Source organism: Acidovorax sp. KNOB132 (assembly GCF_057541515.1).
The window spans coordinates 1-4,376 of record NZ_BAAJYT010000286.1 but is presented as its reverse complement, the minus strand read 5'-3'; the positions used below and the strand labels follow the sequence as shown (position 1 = coordinate 4,376).

Annotated in this window: 3 protein-coding genes; all 3 read right to left on the bottom strand. The window is 67.0% G+C overall.

Translation table 11 applies throughout. The features are described 5' to 3' along the window. Positions 1–30: 30 nt before the first annotated feature. Positions 31–2,973 carry a ribonucleoside-diphosphate reductase subunit alpha gene (locus AC27IO_RS21065; RefSeq protein ID WP_498740594.1) on the bottom strand — a complete coding sequence of 981 codons (2,943 nt, stop codon included), beginning with the start codon at positions 2,971–2,973 and terminating at the stop codon, positions 31–33. 386 nt (positions 2,974–3,359) lie between these two features. Then, positions 3,360–4,001 (bottom strand): 1,6-anhydro-N-acetylmuramyl-L-alanine amidase AmpD, encoded by a 642-nt coding sequence (gene ampD, locus AC27IO_RS21060; protein WP_498740592.1) that lies wholly within the window; start codon positions 3,999–4,001, stop codon positions 3,360–3,362. Beyond that, positions 3,985–4,376: helix-turn-helix domain-containing protein (locus tag AC27IO_RS21055; RefSeq protein WP_498740591.1), on the bottom strand; the 392-nt coding region annotated here is incomplete at its 5' end. The genes ampD and AC27IO_RS21055, both read right to left, overlap by 17 nt.

Below are 4,376 nucleotides of genomic sequence, written 5' to 3'. Positions count from 1 at the left end.
TCGATCAGGGTGCCGCGCATGGCGTGCGCATCACTGGCAGGCTTCGCAGGTCGGGTCGTCGATCGCGCAGAACTTCACGTCGGTCGCGGGCAATGCCGCGGCCTGTGCCTGTGCTGCGGCCGCAGCGGCTTCGAGCGCGCTGGGCTTGGATGCGGCCTGTGCGCCGCCGCCGTCGGTGCCCGACGACACGGCGTTGAGCTGGCGTGTGTTCACGGTGCTCATCTCGACGTGCGTGGCGCTTTGCGTGCGCAGGTAATACGTGGTCTTGAGGCCGCGCACCCAGGCGAGCTTGTAGGTGTCGTCGAGCTTCTTGCCCGATGCGCCCGCCATGTAGATGTTCAGGCTCTGCGCCTGGTCGATCCACTTCTGGCGGCGCGATGCGGCCTCGACGAGCCACGACGGCTCGACTTCGAAGGCCGTGGAGTACAGCGCCTTGACGTCCTGCGGCACGCGGTCGATGGAGTGCAGCGAACCCTTGAAGTGCTTGAGGTCCATGACCATTACGTCGTCCCACAGGCCCAGGCGCTTGAGGTCGCGCACCAGGTAGCCGTTGATGACCGTGAACTCGCCCGACAGGTTCGATTTGACCGACAGGTTGCCGAACGAGGGCTCGATGGACGCATCGACACCGACAATGTTGGAGATGGTGGCGGTGGGCGCGATGGCCACGCAGTTGGAGTTGCGCATGCCGTCCTGCGCGATCTTCTTGCGCAGCGCATCCCAGTCCAGCGAGGACGAGCGGTCCACTTCCACGAAGCCGCCGCGGGCCTTCTCCAGCAGCTCGAGCGTGTCGAACGGCAGGATGCCGCGGTCCCACAGCGAGCCCTTGTAGCTTTCGTAGTGGCCGCGTTCCTTGGCCAGGTCGGTCGAAGCCCAGTAGGCGTAGTAGCAGATGGCTTCCATGGATCGATCGGCGAACTCGACCGCGGCCTGCGATGCGTAGGGAATGCGCAGTTCGTACAGGCTGTCCTGGAAGGCCATGATGCCCAGGCCCACGGGGCGGTGGCGCATGTTGGAGGCGCGGGCCTTTTCGACGGCGTAGTAGTTGATGTCGATCACGTTGTCGAGCATGCGCATGGCCGTGGAGATGGTCTTGCGCAGCTTGACGTGGTCGAGCTCGCGGCCGTTCGGGCCGTCCTTCAGATGGCGCAGCAGGTTGACCGAGCCGAGGTTGCAGACCGCGGTTTCGGTGTCGCTGGTGTTCAGCGTGATCTCGGTGCACAGGTTGGACGAGTGCACCACGCCGGCGTGCTGCTGGGGCGAGCGCACGTTGCAGGCATCCTTGAACGTGATCCAGGGGTGGCCGGTCTCGAACAGCATGGTGAGGATCTTGCGCCACAGGTCGGTCGCCTGCAGCGTGCGCGAGGGCTTGATCTCGCCGCGCGCAGCCTTTTCTTCATAGGCCACGTAGGCCTTTTCGAAGTCGGCGCCGAACAGGTCGTGCAGGTCGGGCACGTTGGAGGGTGAGAACAGGGTCCAGGTGCCCTTTTCCATGACGCGACGCATGAACAGGTCGGGAATCCAGTTGGCCGTGTTCATGTCGTGCGTGCGGCGGCGGTCGTCGCCGGTGTTCTTGCGCAACTCCAGGAACTCCTCGATGTCCAGGTGCCAGGTTTCGAGGTACGTGCAGACGGCGCCCTTGCGCTTGCCGCCCTGGTTCACGGCCACGGCGGTGTCGTTCACCACCTTGAGGAACGGCACCACGCCCTGCGATTCGCCGTTGGTGCCCTTGATGTGCGATCCCAGTGCGCGCACGCGGGTCCAGTCGTTGCCCAGGCCGCCGGCGAACTTGGACAGCAGCGCGTTTTCCTTGATCGACTCGTAGATGCCGTCGAGGTCGTCGGGCACGGTGGTCAGGTAGCACGACGACAGCTGCGAGCGCAGCGTGCCGCTGTTGAACAGCGTGGGGGTGCTGGACATGAAGTCGAACGACGAGAGCACCTCATAGAACTCGATGGCGCGCGCTTCGCGGTTGTCTTCCTTGAGCGCCAGGCCCATGGCCACGCGCATGAAGAACGCCTGGGGCAGTTCGATGCGGCTCTTGCGCACGTGCAGGAAGTAGCGGTCGTACAGCGTCTGCAGGCCCAGGTAGTCGAACTGCTGGTCGCGCTCGAACTTCAGCGCGGCGCCGAGCTTTTGCAGGTCGTACTCGAGCAGGCGGGGGTCCAGCAGGTCGTTGTCCACGCCCTTCTGGATGAACACGGGGAAGTAGTTCGCGTAGGCGGCGCCCATTTCGCCGGGCGCCACGTCGCGGCCCAGCACCTCGCGCACGATGGTGTGCAGCAGCAGGCGGGCGGTGGCGTAGGTGTAGTCGGGGTCTTTCTCGATCAGGGTGCGGGCGGCCAGGATGGAGGCCTTGTACACCTCGTCCATGGGCACGCCGTCGTACAGGTTGCGCATGGTTTCGGCCACGATGGGCGCGGCCTGGATGTCGGCGCCCAGGTTGGAGCAGGCGGCCTGGATGAGGCTCAGCATGCGCGCTTCATCGAGGGGCACGCGCTGGCCATGGTCGATCACGTGCAGGGTGGGCACGGCGGGGGTGCGCTGCTCCTGCTGGTGGGCGCGCTCCTGCGAGCGGCGCTCGCGGTACAGCACATAGGCACGCGCGACCTCGTGGTGGCCACCGCGCATCAGGCCCAGTTCGACCTGGTCCTGGACGTCCTCGATGTGGAACGTGCCGCCGCCCGGGCGCGAGCGCATGAGGGCGCGCACCACGTTCTGGGTCAGCGTGTCCACGACTTCGCGCACGCTGGCCGAAGCGGCACCCTGGGTGCCGTGCACGGCGAGAAACGCCTTCATCAGGGCCACTGCGATCTTCTGCGGTTCGAACGGCACCACTGCGCCGTTGCGGCGAATGATCTGGTAGTGCGTCAGCAGGTCGCTGCCGGGCTGCGCCGCCGGCGATTCGTCTGCGGCAGTGGGGGCTTGCCCCGTAGCGTTGGTTGTGGATGAAGGGTTTAGCGCAGCTTGCATGAAAGGTCCTTTGGGAGCTGTCGGAAAAGGCGGATCTGGCGGGCCGTAAGGCGGCGCCAAAGCGGAGAACGGGGTGGGGTTGGGTGCTGGCCCACACGCTATATCTAGGGTGTGCAATGGTAGCAAGACACTACCGGTAGTGTACAGCGCCCTCTGCTCCGGATTCTGGAAACATGCTGTTTCCATGGCCTGGAAGCCGTGACCGAGGCATGGCGCAAAGGCCGTGTGGATGCGGGTGGGGGACGGGAAAACGTGGTCTGGCGCAGTACGCCGGGCGTTTTGACTTCAGGAGCCGCGTGGGCACTGTCTTCCATGGCGGGAGGGCAGCGGGCCCAGAGTGTCGCGGTTTGGCGTCCCGCGTGCAGAGGGTTGGGGAAAACCCTCAATTATGGCGGTGGTCGGGTTGACTTCCGTGGAAACACGGCGGGTGGCCACGGCAGGTCCGCTCGAAGCCGTTGCCACTCGAAGCCCGGCCCCGGGTCCTGCTTTCTGCCGGGAGCCACGTCTTCGTGGCCTGCCACGTGGGCGATGGGGTAGCGCAGCGGCAGGTCGGCGCAAAGCCGCGCCAGGGTGGCGTATTGGGCGGGCTCGAAGGTCTGGCCCTCCAGCCCTTCCAGTTCGATGCCGATCGAGTCATCGTTGCAGTTGGCGCGGCCCCGGTAGCTCGACGGCCCGGCATGCCAGGCCCGCAGATCGCAGTCGACGAACTGCCAGAGCCGGCCGTCGCGCTCGATGAAGAAGTGGGCCGACACCTGCAGCCCGCGGATGCCGGCGTAGTAGGGGTGCGCATCCCAGTCGAGGGTGTTGGTGAAAAGCCGGCGCACCTGCCCGCCGCCGTATTCGCCGGGGGGCAGGCTGATCGAATGCACGACGATGAGATCGATGACCGCCTGGGCCGGGCGGGGGCCGAAGTTGGGCGAGGGCTCGCGCGTGGCGTCCCGATACCAGCCGCCGTCCCACACCGGCCTGTCCCCCGCCTCCGGGCAGGGCACTGGGCCGGGGTGCGGTGCCTCATTCGCTGTCGTCATTCGCGTCGCTGTCGTTGGGCGCGGCGATGTCCAGGCGGGCGATGCGGTAGCGGATCTGCCGCAGGCTGATGCCCAGCCGCGCCGCGGTGGCGGTGCGGTTGAAGCCGGTATCCCGCAGGGCCCGCACCAGAATCTCGCGCTCTTGCTGGTCCAGCCAGGCCTGCAGGTCGCTGGGCAAGGGCACGGAGGCGGCCGGGTTGGCGCTGCGCGGTGTGCCGTTGCCGGGCGGATCCCCCCCGGGGGCGGGCGATGCGCCCGCATCGGCGCGCGCGGCATCGGCGGCCGAGGCGTGCGGGGGCTCCACGTGCAGCTCTTCTCCATCGCTCAGGGCGACGGCGCGGTGCAGCAGGTTTTCCAGCTCGCGCACGTTGCCGG